Annotated in this window: 13 protein-coding genes and 1 riboswitch; of the genes, 8 read left to right on the forward strand and 5 right to left on the reverse strand. The window is 42.1% G+C overall.

From position 1 onward, the window contains the following. Window positions 1-338 precede the first annotated feature (338 nt). Together NG22_RS18095 and NG22_RS06320 are read left to right on the forward strand one after the other, a co-directional pair. Complete coding sequence (locus tag NG22_RS18095) at window positions 339-1,106, forward strand: S9 family peptidase (RefSeq protein ID WP_253275718.1); 768 nt, start codon at window positions 339-341, stop codon at window positions 1,104-1,106. A gap of 273 nt (window positions 1,107-1,379) precedes the next feature. Further along, complete coding sequence (locus tag NG22_RS06320; protein ID WP_053404948.1) at window positions 1,380-2,597, forward strand: 6-phosphofructokinase; 1,218 nt, start codon at window positions 1,380-1,382, stop codon at window positions 2,595-2,597. 477 nt (window positions 2,598-3,074) lie between these two features. On the opposite strand, the gene NG22_RS06325 is transcribed toward NG22_RS06320, so the two are convergent. After that, window positions 3,075-3,629, reverse strand: coding sequence for a hypothetical protein (locus NG22_RS06325; RefSeq protein WP_053404949.1), 555 nt, complete (start codon window positions 3,627-3,629; stop codon window positions 3,075-3,077). A gap of 203 nt (window positions 3,630-3,832) precedes the next feature. On the opposite strand from NG22_RS06325, the gene NG22_RS06330 reads away from it, so the two are divergent. Beyond that, complete coding sequence (locus NG22_RS06330; protein WP_053404950.1) at window positions 3,833-4,393, forward strand: GNAT family N-acetyltransferase; 561 nt, start codon at window positions 3,833-3,835, stop codon at window positions 4,391-4,393. A gap of 47 nt (window positions 4,394-4,440) precedes the next feature. Here the strand turns inward: NG22_RS06330 and NG22_RS06335 are convergent, their stop codons facing one another. Continuing rightward, complete coding sequence (locus NG22_RS06335) at window positions 4,441-6,051, reverse strand: SulP family inorganic anion transporter (RefSeq protein WP_053404951.1); 1,611 nt, start codon at window positions 6,049-6,051, stop codon at window positions 4,441-4,443. 763 nt (window positions 6,052-6,814) lie between these two features. Here NG22_RS06335 and NG22_RS06340 point away from each other — a divergent pair. Further along, entirely contained in the window at window positions 6,815-7,879 is a 1,065-nt protein-coding gene (locus NG22_RS06340) for an IS110 family transposase (protein ID WP_053404952.1), read from the forward strand. Window positions 7,880-8,627: 748 nt separating this feature from the next. Further along, window positions 8,628-9,533, forward strand: coding sequence for an alpha/beta hydrolase (locus NG22_RS06345; RefSeq protein WP_053404953.1), 906 nt, complete (start codon window positions 8,628-8,630; stop codon window positions 9,531-9,533). A 14-nt stretch (window positions 9,534-9,547) separates the two neighbouring features. Here the strand turns inward: NG22_RS06345 and NG22_RS06350 are convergent, their stop codons facing one another. Together NG22_RS06350 and miaA are read right to left on the reverse strand one after the other, a co-directional pair. Beyond that, window positions 9,548-11,128: a M1 family metallopeptidase gene (locus tag NG22_RS06350; RefSeq protein WP_082305008.1), complete on the reverse strand. Its 1,581-nt coding sequence runs from the start codon at window positions 11,126-11,128 to the stop codon at window positions 9,548-9,550. Between the two features lie 384 nt (window positions 11,129-11,512). Continuing rightward, window positions 11,513-12,448 (reverse strand): tRNA (adenosine(37)-N6)-dimethylallyltransferase MiaA, encoded by a 936-nt coding sequence (miaA, locus tag NG22_RS06355; protein WP_053404955.1) that lies wholly within the window; start codon window positions 12,446-12,448, stop codon window positions 11,513-11,515. Window positions 12,449-12,572: 124 nt separating this feature from the next. Between miaA and NG22_RS06360 the strand changes: the two genes are divergently transcribed. Beyond that, a complete protein-coding gene (locus NG22_RS06360) occupies window positions 12,573-12,938 on the forward strand; it encodes an arsenate reductase family protein (protein ID WP_053406897.1) in 366 nt (121 codons plus the stop codon). 42 nt (window positions 12,939-12,980) lie between these two features. After that, window positions 12,981-13,162, forward strand: a riboswitch (cobalamin riboswitch). A 75-nt stretch (window positions 13,163-13,237) separates the two neighbouring features. Then, a complete protein-coding gene (locus tag NG22_RS06365) occupies window positions 13,238-14,020 on the forward strand; it encodes a DUF4465 domain-containing protein (RefSeq protein WP_172674340.1) in 783 nt (260 codons plus the stop codon). Window positions 14,021-14,059: 39 nt separating this feature from the next. Here NG22_RS06365 and NG22_RS06370 read toward each other — a convergent pair whose 3' ends face one another. After that, window positions 14,060-14,731, reverse strand: coding sequence for a VOC family protein (locus tag NG22_RS06370; RefSeq protein ID WP_053404957.1), 672 nt, complete (start codon window positions 14,729-14,731; stop codon window positions 14,060-14,062). A gap of 89 nt (window positions 14,732-14,820) precedes the next feature. On the opposite strand from NG22_RS06370, the gene NG22_RS06375 reads away from it, so the two are divergent. Then, window positions 14,821-15,543 carry a pseudouridine synthase gene (locus NG22_RS06375; protein WP_053404958.1) on the forward strand — a complete coding sequence of 241 codons (723 nt, stop codon included), beginning with the start codon at window positions 14,821-14,823 and terminating at the stop codon, window positions 15,541-15,543. Window positions 15,544-15,552: the final 9 nt, after the last annotated feature.

Genomic DNA, 15,552 nt, shown 5'->3' on the forward strand with positions numbered 1-15,552 from the left:
ATTGGGACAACACCGTGGATGGATTCATCTGGGGTGAAAAAGACCGCAACATTTTCTTTGTAGCGGGTAAAGACGCGACTTACCAATTGTGGGATTATAAATTAGGCAAAAAAGTAGTAGACACCAAGGTAGCGGATATCCGCATGATCACCGAAGGCGTTCACAACTACGGTTCGGTAGCGCAATTGGATGGCAAGACTTTGATCGGTTCTCGCATGTCCATGTCTTCTGCTTCAGAGCTTTTCAAGGTAGATATCAAAAAAGGAACGGAAACAGCACTTACTCAGGTTAACCAGCCTATCTACGATTCCATCGAAATGGGTAAAGTAGAAAAGCGCATGGTACCTACCTCAGATGGTAAGGAAGAATTGGTATGGGTAATCTATCCACCAAACTTCGATCCGAACAAAAAATATCCAGCCTTGCTATACTGCCAGGGTGGTCCACAATCAGCGGTTTCACAGTTCTTCTCCTTCCGTTGGAACTTCCAGTTAATGGCTGCAAACGGTTATATCGTGGTAGCACCTAATCGTCGTGGTTTGCCATCTTTCGGTACCAAGTGGAATGAGGACATCTCTGGTGACTGGGGTGGTCAGCCAATGCGTGATTACCTAGCAGCCATTGATGCCGTAGCCGCCGAACCATATGTAGATAACAACGCACTTGGTTGTATCGGTGCTTCTTATGGTGGATACTCTACCTATATGTTAGCCGGTATTCACGAAGGTAGATTCTCCGCTTTTGTTTCCCACTGTGGTTTATTCGACATGCGTTCCTGGTATGGCACTACAGAAGAATTGTTCTTCGCCAATTGGGATTTGGGTGGCGCTTATTGGGAGAAAGATGCCCCAAAAGCTTATACCGAATTCAACCCTTCCAGCTATGTGCAAAACTGGGATACGCCGATGATGGTGATTCACGGTGGAAAAGATTTCCGTGTACCGGAAGGTCAGGGTATGCAGGCTTTCCAGGCGGCGAAATTGCAAGGCATTCCTTCCCGATTCCTTTACTTCCCGGAAGAAGGACACTGGGTATTATCTCCACAAAACGGTATGATCTGGCACACGGAATTCTTCCGTTGGTTGGATGAGTGGTTGAAAAAATAAACCTCCTCACTTAGAAAAAAGGATTTGGTCACTGGCCAAATCCTTTTTTTATGCCCCAAAATTTCCTTCAGGCGCAATCAGGTATCAAAAGCCCTCATCTTTTAATTATGCAATAAAAGACGCTTTCCTTTACATCCCCCTCCCTTTTCTTTAGCAAGCAATTACAACTTAGCACTAATTGTAAAGTCAGCCGACCAAAAATCCTTTAAGTTTAATATCAAATCCTTACCTTTGCAGTCGGGATAAATCTCGATTTAGAAGTAAAAACAAATTATGAAAGACGCTATCGCAATTTTGTGCGGAGGAGGACCTGCGCCCGGTATCAACACCGTGATCAGTTCCGTGGCCAAAGTTTTCCTCAACAACGGTTATCGTGTAATCGGTCTTCACGAAGGCTACAAGGGCCTTTTTAGCAATGAAACTCGTATAGACGAGATTGACTACAATTTCGCTGATGACATCTACACCCGTGGTGGTTCCGCTCTGCAAATGAGCCGTTTCAAGCCGGATCTGAGCACCTTGAATGTAGAATTCTTCCGTGAAAACAACATCAAATTATTGGTGACTATTGGTGGAGATGACACCGCCTCTACCGCCAACCGTATCTCCAAATACTTGGAAGAAAAGAATGTGAAGTTGCAAAACATCCACGTTCCGAAAACCATTGACAACGATCTTCCTCTTCCTGAAGGCGTGCCTACTTTTGGTTACAACTCTGCCAAAAACGAAGGGGTAATGATCGCCAACACCGTTTTGGAAGATGCCCGTACCAGCCAAAACTGGTTCATCCTTTCGGCTATGGGACGTGAGGCGGGTCACCTGACCATCGGTATTGGTTCTGCTTGCCACTACCCGATGATCATCATTCCGGAAATGTTCAATAATGCCGAGGTGACTTTCGAAAACATCATCCGACTGAACATCTCCTCTATCATCAAGCGTAAAATCCTGGGCTTGAAATACGGGGCTTCTATCATTTCTGAAGGGGTATTCCATTTCATGAAGGAAGACGAAATCAGAAATTCCGGCATCAACTTCACATTCGATGCACACGGCCATCCGGAATTGCACTCCATCTCCAAATCCCACGTATTCGCCTCATTGGTGCAAAAACGCGTGAAAGAATTGGGCTTAGACAACAAGATGCGTCCGGTAGAGTTAGGCTTCGAATTGCGATGCACCAAGCCCATCGGATACGACCTGACCTACTGTACCCTTTTGGGCTTCGGCGTTTACCAATTGTTTGAGCAAGGTCACTCCCGCTGTATGGTTTCTGTAGACCACACCGGTAAAGTGGATCCATTATTCCTTAAAGATGTGGAAGATGAAAACGGTCGCGTAAAGGCACGTTTGGTGAACATCAACGCTTCCAACACACAGGCAGTACTGAACCACGGTATGCACTACCTGACCGAGAAAGACTACGAGGCCGCAAAAGCTTATGTAGAAAATCCGGAATACTACGACTTCAATAACATTCTAAATCGATAGATTTTCTCCTCAAGAGAAATGACGATCACAAAAAACTCCCGCTGTTATCCGGCGGGAGTTTTTTATTCACAATCAAACCCGGATTATTGAGGCTTAAATCCTCGTTTAGCTGTAAGGCGGAAAAAATGAAGGAATAGTTTCCTATTTCGAGTTTTTTCCAACGAAACAGGTGAATGAGGAGAAAGCAAGCTTGCCCAAATCTGGGCTATTATAAACCATAGAAAATAAATTATAATGAACTAAAAATAAGTCACTTGCGCTTATCTGATTAATTTAGCGGTGAATAATTCGGGCAAATTTTCTTTTTCAGGGGCTGCCCTTCGCTACACTCCGGTCGGGCTCGCACCACTCGCTTTTTGGGCCGCCTTTTGGTAAAAAACCGGACAACCGCAAAGCCGCCCCAAAAGAGCTCAGACAATGGCTTGATCCCTCAGCCAAAAAGCTTGCCCGCAAGCTTACAGGCACCTCACCTTCCCTTTATTCAAATAAGACCTTTTCACCATGGGCATTTACCGCCCACACCTCCTTCACCTTGCCAAACACAAAATAGTAATCCTTATTTTGATAAATATCTTTACGAAAATCCGATAGTTTAATCTGCACCACTAAATGGTTCATTTTCGACAAATCCTCTTCCTTAATTATGATGGACTGTCCCTTTTCCTTCACATTGATGCGAAAACCTTTCTCCTCCTCCACTGCTTTATAGATCTCATCCCAAAACTTTACCTTTTGCGCTGTGGAATCATAAAGGTCCATTTGAAATATTTCCTCCGGACTAAGCGTCAATTCATAAAGGTGCTTTCCCTTCTTTTTATAAGCCGAAAGTAACTTTTTGGAAGCTTTGGATTTCCGGTCCTTTTCACTGTTCATCTTTGTCAGTTGATCGTAAACGCCCTTCCAATCCTGTACCACCACCTCAATATCACTATTGGTGCGGGAGGCATTTGAAATACTTTCACCTTCGGCCATAACCACGGAAGAAGTAAAAAAAGTGAACATTAAAAATAAAGTCGTAATCATCGGTTTCATCTGTGCTGTTATTTAAAATGACAGAGCCAGGCAGATTAAACTCAAAATTAAGGGGAATTCATCAGGCTGACCATGGGTATTCCCCACCGATTAGAAGGTATATCATGTTAATATCAGACACTAAAACGATATTTTTAAAATAAAATTAAAAAAAACAAAGCATTCATAAATGAAATCAGATATCTTCCCCAAAAGCATTGCCTATGAGAACGATCGAAGACCTTCCCCTGCTAAAGGGCCCGAAAATCCACCTGAAAACGCCCGGGGCGAAGGATATTCCCCGAATTTGCGAACTCCTGAATGAACCTGAAGTATCCGCCTACACCCTGTTCATCCCCCATCCCTATAGGGAAAAAGATGCCATCTTCTGGCTCAATATGGGACATCAGGGGTTGAACAATCAGAATCAATTCATCTTCGGTATCTATAAAAATGACAGCGGGGAATTTATCGGTGGGATTGATCTGAGACTGGAGCGGATGCATCGCAAGGGAGAATTGGGCTACTGGCTGGGCAAACCCCATTGGAACCAGGGCCTGATGACCGAGGCCCTGGAGCTGATGATTTCCTGGGCGATGGAAGATTTAAAGGTAAATAAAATCATCGCCCTGCATGATGTGGACAATCCCGCCTCCGGAAGAGTAATGGAAAAATGCGGAATGATAAAAGAAGCTACTTTAATTGATCACTTTTTTGTCAATAAAAAGTTCACCACCCTCCATCAGTATTATATCAATAAAAACCACTATTATAAAACCCATTAAAACAAAAATCCGGAGACTACATCCGGATTTTTGGTTAAAAGACAAAGCTAAGCTACTACTTCATCAATGGAGGTATCTTCCCTCATGGAAGCGGGAATGTCCAGCTGAGGTAGGCCGCTAATCTTCAATTGAATTTGATTTTTTGGGGCATGATCTGCAAATTTCTCTATCTCCTCCAATACATCTTCATCAATAAACCGACAGTCTGTCCCGTCAATCCACACTTTTGATCCCTCCGTAATCTCCTCCAACATCAAGGCAATGGAGGCCCGGTTTAAAAAAGAAACATCCTGAGCCAATCGCAACTGGGTGATCTCTCCCTCAGGCGTTTTTTCCTTCTTCAAAAATGCAGGTGTGTGATAATTGTTCAATAAAATATAAAAGAGGGCCAAAGACATCCCAATAGCGATTCCCATCAGCATATCGGTAAATACCAATCCGAGGACTGTCAGCATGAAGGGAATAAACTGCCGTCGACCTTTTTGATACAGCTCCTTGAATAAGGCCGGAGAAGCCAGTTTATAACCCACCATGATTAAAATAGCCGATAAACTAGCCAGAGGAATTTTATTGAGAAAAGCAGGAATGAGCATCACAAAAATCAGCATAAACAGCCCATGAAACATTGCGGCTAATTTGGTTTTACCTCCGGAAACGATATTGGTGGAGGAACGAACAATCACTTGAGTAACCGGCAGCCCTCCAATCAGACCACTGCAAATATTACCCCAACCCTGCGCGATTAATTCCAGATTCTTGGAAGAAATTCTTTGCTCAGGATCAAGTTTATCGGTAGCCTCCAAACTCAGTAAACTCTCCAAACTCCCCACTATCGCCAAAGTAATCGCTACTACATAAACTTCTTTTTGACCAATGGCAGAAAAATCAGGGAACACTAGCAGACTTTTCAATTCCGCTAGGGAGGTAATTTCCGGTAGGCTGACCAAATGAGTGTTCCCATTAGCATTCGAGATGGCCCAATTCGGAAAAAACTGTAGAAATATCTCATTCAAGGCAATCCCTAAAATCACCACCAATAATGGCGCAGGAATCATCCTCAGCCATTTTATGGATTTCACCCAGCCGGTGTCCCACATCACCAACAAAAAAATGGAGAGTGCCGAAATCAACACTGCCCCCGGACTATAATATTGAAAAGCAAAGAAAATTTCCTGAAAGGTATTATCTCCACTTGATTGGATAAAGGAAAGTTCGCCTTCAAAACTCCGGTCATAGCCCAGTGCATGTTGGATTTGCTTTAAGATAATGATGATGCCAATACCGGCCAGCATTCCCTTAATGACAGAGGTAGGAAAAAAAGCTGCGATGATGCCCGCACGCAGATAGCCCACAATAATCTGAATAATCCCGGAAATCATTACCGCCAAAAGAAAAACTTCAAAACCCAAATCTAAAATGGCGCCTGAAACAATGACCACCAGACCAGCGGCAGGCCCACTCACCCCAAGGGCGGAATTAGAAATGGCAGCCACCACTAATCCCCCCACTACACCGGCAATAATGCCTGAAAACATCGGCGCTCCAGATGCCAGTGCAATGCCCAGACACAAAGGAAGGGCTACTAAAAACACCACCAAACCAGCGAGTAAATCACTGGGCCAGGATTCACTTAATGAAAGAGACTGAGATTTTTTCATAAGGTAGATCTTTAAAAAATTGAAGGAAAATATTCAATTTTGTGCGCACCAATAAGCACGGCCAGCAGTATTGACACCAGGACAATTAAGAGTTGTATTTTTCAGCAATGAAAAAAAACTAAAAACGAGAAATAAAAAAAAAATCACTTCTGTAAAATCAAATGGTTGATATTGGTATTTTTTTATTTCTAAATGCAATAATTTTCCCTCTCATTACCCCCAAAAAATAATTGCGATACAAAAGTCCAATTATGCTTTCTAATTTAAACCACACTAATTCGTTCCAGCAACATTAAGCTACCAACCATACCATTAAGCGATGAAACCTTATTTTATAATAGCATACTTAATAGCCAAAATTCGCACCGAAAATTTGATTATTACAGAAGCGATACCCGATTATTTTAAGGGCATAGCAGCGCTATTGTTGAGCAATTTTCCAAAATCGCTTCGAATAATTCCCTTTTGCAGCCGGATAGCGTGCTTTTAAACACGCTCTCATATCTTGACTTCTATAAAGCAGATAACGAAATAATTCAATTTTCATTATATTATAGCTTGTCAGCAAAAAGGAGTAAGAACATACGCTCAAAAGATGGCATTATTGTCAATCTAGCAATTTAGGAAATCCCCTTTTTGCCCAAGCTTTAGAGTTAGAACAGTACCTAAGAACGTGGGAACTTGCCCTCGATTCAGTATCAATCATGAGAAAAGACGATGAAGATTGGTGACAAATTGAGTATTTATTAAATCGTAAAGGACTATGGAAATCAAGTATGTAGCAGGCGTTGATATCGCCAAATCAGATTTTAAGGTCAGCCTGGTTTTAGGTTTCTCGGATCGTGAGCCAAAGGTTTTAGGCAGTAGAAAATTTAAAAATACGGAGAAAGGCTTTGATGAATTAGTTTCGTGGGCTGCTAAGAAATGTAAATTGGATTTGCCTTTAAGCTTTGTCATGGAAGCCACGGGAAATTACCATGAGAAGCTCGCCTGGTACTTAAATCTGAATTCGCACCGCGTGTGTGTTGTACTGGCGAATCGGGCAAAATCCTATATGAAAAGCATTGGGCATAAAACTAAGAATGATAAAATGGACGCCAAAGGTTTGGCCTTCATGGGTGCTTTTCAACATTTGAAAGAATGGGAGCCGATGAGTAAAGACCTCTACCAGCTAAGGGAACGTACCCGCTTATTGGAAGATTTGCTAAAGGTAGAAACAAGCTTGAAAAATAGAATGGAGCATGCCAAGCACACGATGATCATTGTCGAAGATGCTCAGCAATGCCTGCAAGAGGCGATTGATGCGATAGAAACACAAATTTCTAAGTGCAGAGAGCAGATTAAAGAAGTGGTTCAGAAGGATCCGGAATTAGCCCGAAAAATCGAATTCTTAACTTCCATCAAAGGGATCGGCCCCATCACAGCAGCTACCATAATTGCAGAAACCAACGGATTCTTGTTATTTGAAAACCTACGGCAACTTACCAGCTATGCAGGATATGATGTTCAGGAAAACCAGTCTGGTCAAAAAGAGGGAAAGACTTCAATCAGTAAAAAGGGAAATTCACACATTAGAAGAATTCTACATATGGCAGCATTGAATGTCGTTAAGCATGAAAAGGGCGCTTTTAAAGCACTTCAGGTACGGATTTATAAAAAGACAAATATCAAAATGAAAGGGTATGTGGCCGTGCAGTCCAAATTATTAAGGATAATGTATACCCTCTGGCACAATGAACAGCCTTATGACAATCAATATCATCGAAATTGTGCCAGGACAGTCGAAGGCGATCCAAGTCAATTGATCGTGGAACAGAAGGTTGCCTGAGGGAAAACATGAAGTGCCCCCATCTAGGGGCATAGATGCAATCGGTAATCTTTAACCATTGATCCGATAATCAATACCTAAGAACAACTATAGGAGTGCCATTTACAACCTTTAGGAATTAACCTGAAGATGATACTAAAAAGGGAACATTCCCTTAAAATGGAAGTAGCTGCCTTAAAAAAAGACAGCTACAGAAGGTAGACGTAATCGCCTCCTTTGAATTTCAAATATATTAAAATAATTCAATTCAAATATTTGCTTTTTTAGACAGTACCTAATGCTTCACCGTGACTGATGAATAGAAAACAGAAGCTTACCAAAACTTTCCCTTTTCAAACATACAAAAGTCCATAATCAAGTTTGTAGTCCACTCGTTACGACGAAGAATGAATCTACTCCTAAGTCAATCGGCCTAAAAACAATCATAAAATAGGCACCCCTTAATCAGTAACAGATGATCCCCAAATTCCCTACTTCAAACTTTAACTTCAAGCTATAATTAAGTCCTACAATTACTCTAATAAAATAATAAAAAAAGGCGATGACTAACGTAATCTCTTATTATATTTAAATTAAAATCTATGTAGAAACAAATAAAGAATAGCCGTACAATCCAAAAAACATGCTCCCACAGGTAATTTTTTTTTGACTGGAATTCTGATAACATTATTTCACGACACAGAAAATCATTGCGTAAATGACCAAAAAGTACGGAGGGTTTTAGTAAGTTTGAGATAAATCCAAGCTGATGACTGACTTCAAAACAAGAACCTACAAAGCTTTAGGCTTTTTAACCTTTCTTTACCTGACGATTAGTGGCATTTTTTTCTTCCAACAGGAAAAATTAATGTTTCACCCTAATCCGCTTGAAAAAAATCATCGATTTGAGACTGAAGTCTCCCATTATGAACACTATTTCAAAATGGCTGATGGCACCAAGCTTCACGGTCTATATTTAGAGGCAGAAAACCCCAAAGGACTCGTTTATTATTATCATGGCAATACTGGAGACATCAGCACCTATCTTCCCTCCTGTGAATTTTATGTAGCATCAGGATTTGATGTTTTCTTAATGGATTATCGGGGCTTTGGCAAAAGTGATGGAAAAATCAGTAGTGAGCAGCAATTTTTATCTGATGCTTTAGAAGTATTTAAAATGGTGGGCACGGACTATACCAGCGAAGAGAAAATTATCATAGGCTACTCCATTGGCACAGCCCCTGCCGCTTATGTAGCGTCAAAAGTTAACAGTAAGGAAGTAATTTTGCTGGCCCCATTCACCAGTATGCATTACCTAAGAGAACATTTATATCCCTGGTTACCCAGCATTGCCGTAAACTACCCATTAGATATCCAGCAATTTTTAAAGGAGGCTCCTATGCCGGTCACTATTTTTCATGGCCTGGAAGACAATATCATTCCCTTTGATTGTGCCCTGCAATTAAGAAAAGACTTTAAGGAAGAAGATCAATTATTTCCTATACCCGGACAGGATCACATGAAGTTTGAAAATCAAAAGCAATACAGAAAGCAGGTGAAAAAAATTCTTCACCGTGCTCCGCAAGCTAAAAAATCCCCCTATTTTTTACCCCAGAGACGACCTAAACAATCGTCAGAGCAAGGGAGCGCAATAAAAAAAAGCACCGATCCATGATCAGTGCTTTTTACCTATTCTGCCAATTCAAATAGCAAATGCCCATTCGGGTCTAATTTAATGGCATTGGGTTCCTCTCCTACCGTCAATCTGAAAACTTGCTCTTTTTCACTTAGCTTTTCAGAAAAATAAATCTTATCCCCTTCAAAGGTAATGGCCATTAATTCCAGCGGAAAGCTCGTGAGGTTTTCTTGTTCCTGCCGTACAGTGACGATGGATTCCTTCCTTTCCTTATCATAAGTCACCTTATAACTTAGTCGTGGAAGCCCTGCTTCCATTAACCAGGGATAAAAAAAGCTTTTTAATGATCTGCCGCTTACCGACTCCATCGTTACGATGAAATCCTCCGTGTTGGCATTTCCACCCGCAAATGTCTGGTAATACTGCTGAATTCCATCCCTAAAAGCCAAATCCCCAATTTCCTGACGAAGCATATGCAAAACCCAGGCTCCCTTATAATAGGAATACTTATTCAGCATTTTATTCGGGTCTTCTACCACTTCGGGCACCACTACTTTAGATGGAAACTGCTTTTTATAATTGAACACCTTATCCTTGCCCTCTTTCATAAAGGCGATCAAAGCCGGAGTACCATACCGGTGCTCCAGATACATGGCCGTAAAATAAGTCGCAAAGCCTTCCGACAACCACAAGTCATTCCAGCGTACTTCGGTCACCATATTCCCCCACCATTGATGGGCAATCTCATGTGCGATCAAACGCTCCATCCGCTTCGGATTATCGACTGCACGCTCATCATAAAAAATACAAGCTGCATTTTCCATTCCCCCATAACGGGTAGTGGACTGCGACTGCCAAAGCGACTCAAATGGATATGGCGCAATATACTCTCCAAAGAAATTCAAGACATCCTGCGTCACGCTCAGGGCCTGCTTCATATGCTCGGCATCCTCCGGATAGGCATAACCTTTCATCGGCAAAGCACCCTCCAGTGGCCAGGCCTCCAATTGAGCCGCTCCAAAAACCATCACCTTCGTAGGAATATCCTGCTTTTCCTCGAAAAACCACTCTTTATACATTCCACCAAAAGGTCGAACCTCTTTCAAAATACCATTGGCCAATACTTCATAATGCTCCGGAGCCAAAATATGCCAGTTCACCGTAGCCTTATCCGAGGGATGATCCACCACCGGTAAATAATGATGCGCCCGGTTGGGCCAGTTATCCCCGAAAATAGTCCTGTTGCCATATCGATTTTGGCCCATGATCAGGCCATCTTTCGGTACGCCTCGATACTCCACCTTTATGGAGGCCGTATCTCCCTGCTGCAAACTTAGGTCTACCACCAATTGCTGTTTCAATTGCTCAAACTTCAATGATTGCCCCATTCGGCTTACCGACAACACCTCCATCCCTCCATTATCATCAGCACTGACCAGTTCTAGTGTACACTGGTCCAGGTCTTCAGTGGCCAAATAATGGATTTGAGCCGTAGCATTGAGACTGTCATTTAAACTATTTACCATCATATGGAAATCATAATGATGAACATCAATCCCTTGCTGAGCAATAGATTTACTTGCAATAGTCGACAGGGCCATCAATACACCTGCTCGCAAAAATTTACATATCATAGATGACTGGATTAAAGGAATAGATTCTAATCGAATGCCCAAAATTAAAATTACTTTCCTACTATTTGAATTTTCGGAAAAGTAAATTTTTCGTGAAGGCTACCCCCCAATGGCGGCCAGTCCAAAAATACGGGCACAAAAAAAAGGCAACTCCCTCAGGAACTGCCTTTTTGTTTAGATTTGGTATTTTGAGTTCAAAGAAAACTTTCCCTATTGATTTGACCTCACGCGCACCGGCGCCAATTTACGTTTTGGCTTGTTGTTGTTCTTGAACTGATCATACAGCACAATCATCATTATCAGGGAAATTATAAAACTAATCATATAACATTATTTAGTTCTGCTATTATTACAGCAAGAATCATTCCAACCAAACGATGTGCCCTAAGACCGCTGCCATTCTGCCAAAAGTTCTTGTATGTTTTGATCTACACCTGCTTCACTCTTTAACCAGTAAATCTGATGTCCCATCTTTTCCATTCTACGGAAAAAAGTCATCTGCCGTTTAGCAAAACGATGAATTTGCGCTTCTAATGACGAAAACATCTCTTCGTAGCTTAACTTCCCCTGTAAATGCTCGGTAATCATCTTATACTCTAAACCGTAGTAAATCAAGCCTTCAGCAGGTACTTTTTTCAGCAAAGCCTCTACTTCGCCGAGCATGCCTTCCTCAAATCTTTTTTTCAGGCGAAGGGAAATTTTACGTCTTCTTGCTTCCCGATCAATCTCAATACCCACCAACAACTGCTTTTCTGCTGCTACCGGTCTTACATAAGCGGGTAATTCCGCCGGGGGATGTTGGTCAAAATATCGTTTCACCTCCAGCGCCCGGATCATCCGTTTCCGATGCCCCCAATCTTTAAAATAGGCCGGGGCACCCCATTCCTTCAGCTTTTGCTCAATTTCCTTATCGGATAATAATTCCGCTGCTGCCCGCCAGCTCATATCTTCCGGCACCAGTGTGTTGATATTTCCTGCCAGTATGGTTTGAATATACAAACCTGTTCCCCCACAGAGAATAGGCAATTTTCCCCGCTCACTTATATCATTAAAAGCCAAATGAAAATCTTCCTGAAACTCCCGAAGATTATATTGATAACCTGCTTGGCGAATATCAATCAAATGGTATGGGATATTGCCGTATTCAGCCAGATCTTTCCCCGTTCCCAAATCCATCTCCTTATAAACCTGTCGGCTATCTCCACTGATAATTTCGCCCTCCAGCTCCTGCGCAAGCCTGACCGCCAGGGCTGTCTTTCCAGAAGCTGTAGGCCCTATGATCGTGATTAAGGCCTTATGTTTTTCATTGGACTGTTGCATTCCGCAAAATTAGAAAATCTTCCCCAAAGCAGCCTCATTCAAAAAATCAATTGGCCAATTAATTTTTCCCATTTGCCCCGTGGATGAAAATTCCTCAAATTTGATTTTCAAAATTATCATTTCTATGAGCAGAAAAATATATCACCTTTCCACCTGCAGTACCTGTAAGAAGATTATTGCAGAAATTCAACCAGATCAGACTTTTGAATTACAAGACATCAAAACCGAAAAAATCTCGGAAGCCCAATTAGCAGAAATGCAGGCTTTAGCCGGAAATTACGAAAGTTTGTTCAGTCGCAGGGCCCGAAACTATGCCGCCCGGGGACTAAAAGATCAAATTCTAACAGAAGAGGATTATAAAAACCTCATTTTGGAAGATTACACCTTCCTTAAACGCCCCGTCATTCTTTTTGAAAATCAGATATTTATCGGAAACAGCAAGAAAACTGTAGGGGCCGCCATAGAAAGTATCCAAAATCATTCCGCATAAAATGATCTAAATCCTTTTTTGGTAGCTGGAATTTTAACTACTTCGCGCAAGTATTTTTAAGGTACATCCTCGGATGTTGAAAAGGGAACCGGGTGTAAATCCCGGGCAGTACCCGCTGCTGTAATTTCCCCACGTTCGCTTACCCTCTGCCACTGACTATCGTCGGGAAGGCCAGGCGAATATGGGAATGAGCCAGAAGACCTGCCTGTAAACTATGTTAAACACTTTCGGGAGTTAGAGTGGAATATTTTTTCGATCATCGAAAGATGGATCACCCTTCCGTATTTTTCAAAAAACCTATGTTAAAAAGAACGCTACTATTGATGAGTCTGGCGGCTACTGTTGTATTATCTGCCTGTAACAATGATGATGATCCGGTAAAAGATACCGTGATTGATTTTTCAAATTTGACGCTTGAAGAGGAAGAGACTTATTACCTTGACAGCGAAATGACCGGTGAAAAAGGTGATGATGGTTGGGGAGGAGACGCCTATTTTTCTGAAATAAACTCAGGAATTCTTTCGTTCACTCACCAGTATAATGCAGGCTGGGGAGGTTTTGCTGGCTATACCTATTCCAACGTTTCTGATGCTACCTACAATAAGGAGGAAACGGACGCAGACAAATTTCTTTCCTATCAATCTGCAGCGGCCAGTAATTATGACAAAAATTATTTAATCGCCTATCCAAATAAAACGCATAACCTGAAATTTAATACGGTTACCGCTATTAAAACCATCACCATTAATAACAATGGAACGGCTTATTTAAGCATGAAAAATGGGGACGCTTTTGCCAAAAAATTCGGCGGAGAAGATGGAAATGATCCTGATTTCTTCAAAGTTATTTTTACCGGTTTGGATGTTGATGGTAAAGAAACAGGTTCTGTAGAATTTTTCTTAGCAGATTACCGTTTTGAAGACAATTCTCAAGACTATATTTTGGAAGATTGGACAACTGTGGATCTTACTGGTCTGGGTGAAGTTAAAGAAATTGCCATCAATTTTGATAGTACAGACCCTGGCTATGGCGGAGGAATACAAACTCCTTCTTACCTTGCCATCGGTCAACTGACTTACTAATCAGCCACCAAAAAAAAATATTCAAATCCCCTGATCACCTCAGGGGATTTTTTTTATCCCTTCAAAAACACCAGCCCTGACTTTCGCAAAAAATCGCCCCCCGGTATCAGTCCACTCTAACTCCAGATCATTCACCACAGACGGTTTTGTGGTCGGCAACCAATTCCTTCCGGCCTTTACACAAATCATGACGCCCTGATGATCGCCCACCCAACAGAAATTGGGTCGGAAACTTTCCGGTGCTTTGGGTTTAATGCCGAAAATCGTCTGTAAATATTGGGCTAAGGCCAAAGGGTCCTCTGAAGGCAAACCCACTTCATTAACTCCCAAGACTTCCGTTAAAGAAAAAGCCCCTTTTACAGAAGCAGCAAAACCCGGCCGCTCAATAAACTCCACGATATTGCCTGCCGGATCATAAAAATAGATCGCGCGGCCATTTGTAAATTCAATAATTTCGGACGCTTCAAAGGGCAAAAGTCCTATTCCTTTTTGCTTCACAAATTCCAGGGCCGCCTGAATTCTTCCCCGGGGGATTAAAAAAGCAAAATGATAATAGGGCGCCCCAACTTGTTCTTGAAAAATGAGCTGCGTCCAGCCAGCTTTCATTACAATAAGACTCCCCTCCCGTCTTAGCTCAAAACCCATATGTTGATAAAAAGACAATTGGGCGGGAAGCTCACTACAAAACAATTTCAATCGGTGAATTTGCATAGGCTTTGATTCATACCATTCAGAAATAAAAAGAATATAAGCACATACTGTTTCAATTCCTGTTTCAAGCCCCTATTTTTGCGCGCTATATGGAACAGAATACACTATCCATGGAATTGGAAATATTATACCTCGACGAATACTTTTGTGCTATCAACAAACCGGCCGGCTTGATGGTCCATAAATCCCGTGTTGCCCGGGACGTAAAAACCTTCGCCATGCAGGAGTTAAGAAATCAGCTGGACCGATATGTTTATCCGGTGCACCGGTTGGATCGCGCCACTTCAGGCATCCTGCTTTTTGCCCTGAGCCCGGAGGATTGCACGCTGGCCCAGCAAATGATTACGGACCGAAAAATCACCAAAAAATACTGGACAGTACTACGCGGCTACACACCGGAGGAAGGAGAAATTGACAAAGCCCTGACGTCCGAATTCAATGATACCCCCAAGGAGTCCCTGACCATTTATAAAAAACTGGAACAGCAGGAGTCTCCCTTTAAAGTTTCGGAAAGATATCCGGCCTGCAGAACTTCTCTGGTAGAAGCGCAGCCGATAACCGGCCGAACGCATCAATTGCGTCAGCATTTTGCCAAAATCCGGCACTATATTATCGGAGACAATAAGCATGGGGACCATAAGCTGAACAAAGGCTTCAAATCAGAAGTGGGCGTGGAGAACATGCTGTTACATGCCAGAAGTTTGACTTTTATACATCCCCATAGCCGGGAAAACGTTCATATAGAAGCTCCTTTGCCTGATTATTATTCCGAAATATTGGATAAATTAGGTTATCAATATCATCAACAATAAGCTAGACTC

The organism is Persicobacter sp. CCB-QB2, from assembly GCF_001274635.1.
GTDB lineage: Bacteria > Bacteroidota > Bacteroidia > Cytophagales > Cyclobacteriaceae > Persicobacter > Persicobacter diffluens.

Excerpts from the sequence above, each read along its gene's own strand:
- NG22_RS18095 (WP_253275718.1), top strand. The coding sequence starts at position 339 with ATGGTACCTACCTCAGATGGTAAGGAAGAATTGGTATGGGTAATCTAT.
- NG22_RS06320 (WP_053404948.1), top strand. The coding sequence starts at position 1,380 with ATGAAAGACGCTATCGCAATTTTGTGCGGAGGAGGACCTGCGCCCGGT.
- NG22_RS06325 (WP_053404949.1), bottom strand. The coding sequence starts at position 3,629 with ATGAAACCGATGATTACGACTTTATTTTTAATGTTCACTTTTTTTACT.
- NG22_RS06330 (WP_053404950.1), top strand. The coding sequence starts at position 3,833 with ATGAGAACGATCGAAGACCTTCCCCTGCTAAAGGGCCCGAAAATCCAC.
- NG22_RS06335 (WP_053404951.1), bottom strand. The coding sequence starts at position 6,051 with ATGAAAAAATCTCAGTCTCTTTCATTAAGTGAATCCTGGCCCAGTGAT.
- NG22_RS06340 (WP_053404952.1), top strand. The coding sequence starts at position 6,815 with ATGGAAATCAAGTATGTAGCAGGCGTTGATATCGCCAAATCAGATTTT.
- NG22_RS06345 (WP_053404953.1), top strand. The coding sequence starts at position 8,628 with ATGACTGACTTCAAAACAAGAACCTACAAAGCTTTAGGCTTTTTAACC.
- NG22_RS06350 (WP_082305008.1), bottom strand. The coding sequence starts at position 11,128 with ATGATATGTAAATTTTTGCGAGCAGGTGTATTGATGGCCCTGTCGACT.
- miaA (WP_053404955.1), bottom strand. The coding sequence starts at position 12,448 with ATGCAACAGTCCAATGAAAAACATAAGGCCTTAATCACGATCATAGGG.
- NG22_RS06360 (WP_053406897.1), top strand. The coding sequence starts at position 12,573 with ATGAGCAGAAAAATATATCACCTTTCCACCTGCAGTACCTGTAAGAAG.
- NG22_RS06365 (WP_172674340.1), top strand. The coding sequence starts at position 13,238 with ATGTTAAAAAGAACGCTACTATTGATGAGTCTGGCGGCTACTGTTGTA.
- NG22_RS06370 (WP_053404957.1), bottom strand. The coding sequence starts at position 14,731 with ATGCAAATTCACCGATTGAAATTGTTTTGTAGTGAGCTTCCCGCCCAA.
- NG22_RS06375 (WP_053404958.1), top strand. The coding sequence starts at position 14,821 with ATGGAACAGAATACACTATCCATGGAATTGGAAATATTATACCTCGAC.